Here is a 3,964-nt window from a genome sequence, read left to right on the forward strand (position 1 = left end):
CTTGTGCGTTCTCAACATGTTTTCACCTCCAACTTGCTTATGGATATCATAGCAAATTAAGATAAGGAGGCCCTGTCAAGACATGATGAAAACCGTCATCATCTGTCCATGCATCAGTCAGCGATTTTTCACGAGTTTATCATTTCGCAGCACTTGGTCATTCTGCCTTCCACTTGATTACCGCAGAACGACTAATTACCACAAATTAGCACAGTATTCTACGTTATTGATTACTGTTAATAACCTCCCCTAAAATTTCTTTGATACCTATTTAGTGTAGCACAACTAGTATCAGCCTTCAGGCGTTGGCCGCAAGACGTCGGCGTATTCTGGCGTCACTTCAAAGGCGTGCTTGGCATATGGGCACAGCGGCTCGATCAGTTTGTGTTCTTGCCGGGCCAGATCAACGACGGCTTTGACCAACTGGGCGGCGATTCCTTGGCCGCGCAGGCTAGGGTCGACGAAGGTGTGGTCGATCACGTAAGCGTCACCATTATCGATGTCAGGAAAAGTGACTTCTGCCAATAACTTACCGTCGTCATCGGTTTGGAAGAAACGGTTTGGTTCAGATTGAAATTCCATCAGCTTTACCTCCATAAAGTAAGCAATGAGTTATAACCTAAATTTAACAAGGACTGGGCCTAAATGCAATCACCGCTCGTGGTATGATAGCTGATAGTAATTATTATTGGAGGAAATCATGTCTACACGAGGATTCGAGATCGTTTCAGCTTACGCCGATGCCGGCTTGCAATTGCCTCAGCGGCAGACTCAAAACGCCGCTGGCTACGACTTTTTTGCGCGGGAAGATTTTGTCTTAAAAAGTATTTGGCGCTATGACTTTATTCGCTTATTCCGCTTGATCAAAAACGAACACCCCTTGACGGCTGAAGATATGCGCCGTGCCGGGGCAATTTTAAAGCCGCTGTTGGTGCCTACCGGGGTCAAAGCATACATGCAGCCTAACGAAGTGCTGATCTTGGCCAACCGCAGTTCTAATCCGTTAAAGCGCGGCTTGGTGATCCCAAATGGCATCGGGGTGATCGATGCGGACTATTACAACAACCCGGATAATGAAGGCGAGATCTTCATTCAAATGGTCAACTTTGGCCCGCGGGATGTGGTGATCGCTAAAGGCGAGCGGATCGGCCAAGGCCTATTCATGCCTTACTTGCTGGCCGATGGCGATCAAGGCAATGCCAATGCACGCACCAGCGGTTTTGGGTCCACTGGGGTAAAATAGCCGCCACTAGTCGAAATCTATGCCTTAGCAGAGTCTAAAAGGAGGCTATCATGGCAAAAGCCAAGACGCGCTATGTTTGTCAAAATTGTGGCTATGTGTCAGCCACCTATCTCGGCCGCTGTCCTAATTGCGGCGGCTGGAACACATTAGTTGAAGAAACCACCACGCCGACAGTCACCAGCAAAGCCGCCGCGCCGCGCACCACTAGCGCCGGCAAGCAAGTGCGCCCGCAACGGCTCAATGACGTCACCATCCAAAAAGAAACGCGCGTCAAAACCGGCTTAGGCGAGCTCAACCGCGTGTTAGGCGGCGGGATCGTGCCTGGCAGCTTGATCTTGATCGGCGGCGATCCTGGGATCGGCAAATCGACACTGCTGCTGCAAGTGTCTGGCGAATTAGCCAATACCGATGCCAAGGTGTTGTATGTGTCTGGGGAAGAAAGTGCCAGCCAGATCAAGATGCGCGCTGGGCGGCTGGGCGTCGGCGGTTCCGGGATGTATTTGTATCCTGAAACCGACATGCCGAGTATCCAACAAGCCATCGATGACATGCATCCGGATTATGTGGTGATCGATTCGGTGCAAACCATGAATGTGCCGGAGATGAATTCTGCCGTCGGCTCCGTGGCGCAGATCCGCGAAGTCACTGCGGAGTTGATGAAGATCGCCAAAACCAACCAGATCACCATCTTCATCGTCGGCCATGTGACCAAAGAAGGTGCGATCGCCGGCCCGAAGATCTTAGAGCACATGGTCGATACCGTGTTGTATTTTGAAGGGGACATGCATCACACTTACCGGATGCTGCGCTCAGTCAAAAATCGGTTTGGCTCGACGAACGAGATCGGGATCTTTGAAATGCATGAATCCGGCCTCAAAGAAGTCGCCAACCCTAGTGAGATCTTCTTGGATGAGCGCTTGGCCGGAGCGACTGGGTCAGCGGTGGTGGTGTCTATGGAAGGCACTCGGCCGATCTTAGTTGAGATCCAAGCATTGATGACGCCGACGCAATACGGCAATGCCAAGCGCACCAGCACCGGGATCGATCACAACAAGGTGTCGCTGATCATCGCGGTATTGGAAAAACGGGCCAACTTGATGCTGCAAAATCAAGATGCTTACTTGAAAGCCACCGGCGGGGTGCGGTTGGATGAACCGGCGATCGATTTGGCCGTGGCGATGGCATTGGCGAGTTCTTATCGGGATAAAGAGATCTCGCCGACAGATTGTTTTGTCGGGGAATTAGGTTTGACTGGCGAGATCCGGCGCGTGAATCGGATCGAATCGCGGATCAAAGAAGCCGCCAAACTTGGCTTTAAGCGCATCTTTGTGCCTAAGAATAACCTGCAAGGATGGACGGCGCGTGATAAGATTGAGGTAATCGGTGTCACCAGCATCGCTGAGGCATTGAAGAAGGTATTTTAACTGAATGAAAGGAGGCTTGCTTTATGAAAAAACGCGTGATCACGATCCTCTTTGGTTTAGTCGGGATCGGCGTCGGGTTGGCTTTTTTGCCGGCGTTATGGACGGTGATCGGCATTGCCGATGGTACTTGGGTCAACAATGGGATCACTGACGCCTTGATCGGCTTGATCATTTTTTGGGTCTTGTCCGAATTAAGTGCAGGATTCATCATTCGGCGTTTGGAGCGAGCAGAAACATTTTTAGAGAAACAATCCCCGAGTTATCTGTTGTTTGGGAGTTTGGGGACCATCATCGGCCTAGTGTTAGCAGCCATTATTTCGATTCCATTTTATAATTTTCCTGGGCCGTTTGGTGCGTTGATCCCGATCATCTTGATGCTGTTGTTAGGTTATCTCGGGTTTCGGATGGGGACCACGCGCCGCGATGAATGGCGCAAGCTGCTCAGCATCCGCAACAAACCTAAAGACAACGCGGAAAGCGGCGATATCCTCGAGCGCAAAGCCGGCGATAACTTCCGCAAATACAAGTTGCTGGATACCAGCGTGATCATCGATGGGCGCGTTGAAGCCATTGCCAAAACCGGCTTCATCGAAGGAACCTTGTTAGTGCCCACGTTTGTCGTGCATGAATTGCAGCTGATCTCAGATTCCGCCGATGCACTAAAGCGCGGCCGCGGCCGCCGCGGGTTGGATATCCTCAACCGGATGAAAGAAGACCCGGAGCTGCATGTGGAAATGTATGATGGCGATTTTGAAGACATGACTGAAGTTGATTCCAAGTTATTGAAACTCGCCAAGATGCTGGATGGCATCGTCATGACCAATGACTATAACTTGAATAAAGTCGCGCAGTTTCAAAACGTCCCGGTGTTGAACATCAATGCGTTAGCCAATGCTTTAAAGCCGGAAGTCCTGCCAGGCGAAGGCATGACCGTCAACGTGATCAAAGCCGGGACCGAGCGTCAACAAGGGGTGGCTTACTTGGAAGACGGCACGATGGTCGTGGTCGAAGACGGGCAGTTTTACATGAACCAGCCGTTGAATGTCATTGTCACCAGCGCCATTCAAACCGCCGCTGGGCGCATGATCTTCGCCAAGCCGGAGCATCAGCAAAAGTCCTTAAAAGATCAGCCTGAAGGCAATCCAGCCAGCAAGTCGACTAAAGGACAAAAGCGGCGCTAAGCCGAATTACACGCGCAAAAAGGCGATCATTCGTGATCGTGAACTGAACCCTCTGAGTTGGAGGAAATCTAACTCAGGGGGTTTTACTATGCAGTTTTCTGTTCAAGATAAGATCA

4 protein-coding genes are annotated in these 3,964 nt (G+C 50.8%); 3 read left to right on the forward strand and 1 reads right to left on the reverse strand.

Translation table 11 applies throughout. The annotated features are described in order from the left end of the window. Positions 1–291: 291 nt before the first annotated feature. Positions 292–582, reverse strand: a complete 291-nt coding sequence (locus EKM91_RS13590) for a GNAT family N-acetyltransferase (protein ID WP_125754426.1) — start codon at positions 580–582, stop codon at positions 292–294. A 118-nt stretch (positions 583–700) separates the two neighbouring features. Here EKM91_RS13590 and EKM91_RS13595 point away from each other — a divergent pair, with 118 nt between their 5' ends. From EKM91_RS13595 to EKM91_RS13605, 3 genes are read left to right on the forward strand one after another with little or no spacing between them, the layout of a single operon-like run. Beyond that, a complete protein-coding gene (locus EKM91_RS13595; RefSeq protein WP_125754427.1) occupies positions 701–1,243 on the forward strand; it encodes a dCTP deaminase/dUTPase family protein in 543 nt (180 codons plus the stop codon). Between the two features lie 50 nt (positions 1,244–1,293). Further along, positions 1,294–2,667, forward strand: a complete 1,374-nt coding sequence (gene radA, locus EKM91_RS13600; RefSeq protein ID WP_125754428.1) for a DNA repair protein RadA — start codon at positions 1,294–1,296, stop codon at positions 2,665–2,667. Between the two features lie 23 nt (positions 2,668–2,690). Next, positions 2,691–3,848 carry a PIN/TRAM domain-containing protein gene (locus tag EKM91_RS13605; RefSeq protein WP_125754429.1) on the forward strand — a complete coding sequence of 386 codons (1,158 nt, stop codon included), beginning with the start codon at positions 2,691–2,693 and terminating at the stop codon, positions 3,846–3,848. Positions 3,849–3,964 lie beyond the last annotated feature (116 nt).

It is taken from the genome of Lacticaseibacillus baoqingensis, assembly GCF_003946165.1.
Classification (GTDB): Bacteria; Bacillota; Bacilli; order Lactobacillales; family Lactobacillaceae; genus Lacticaseibacillus; species Lacticaseibacillus baoqingensis.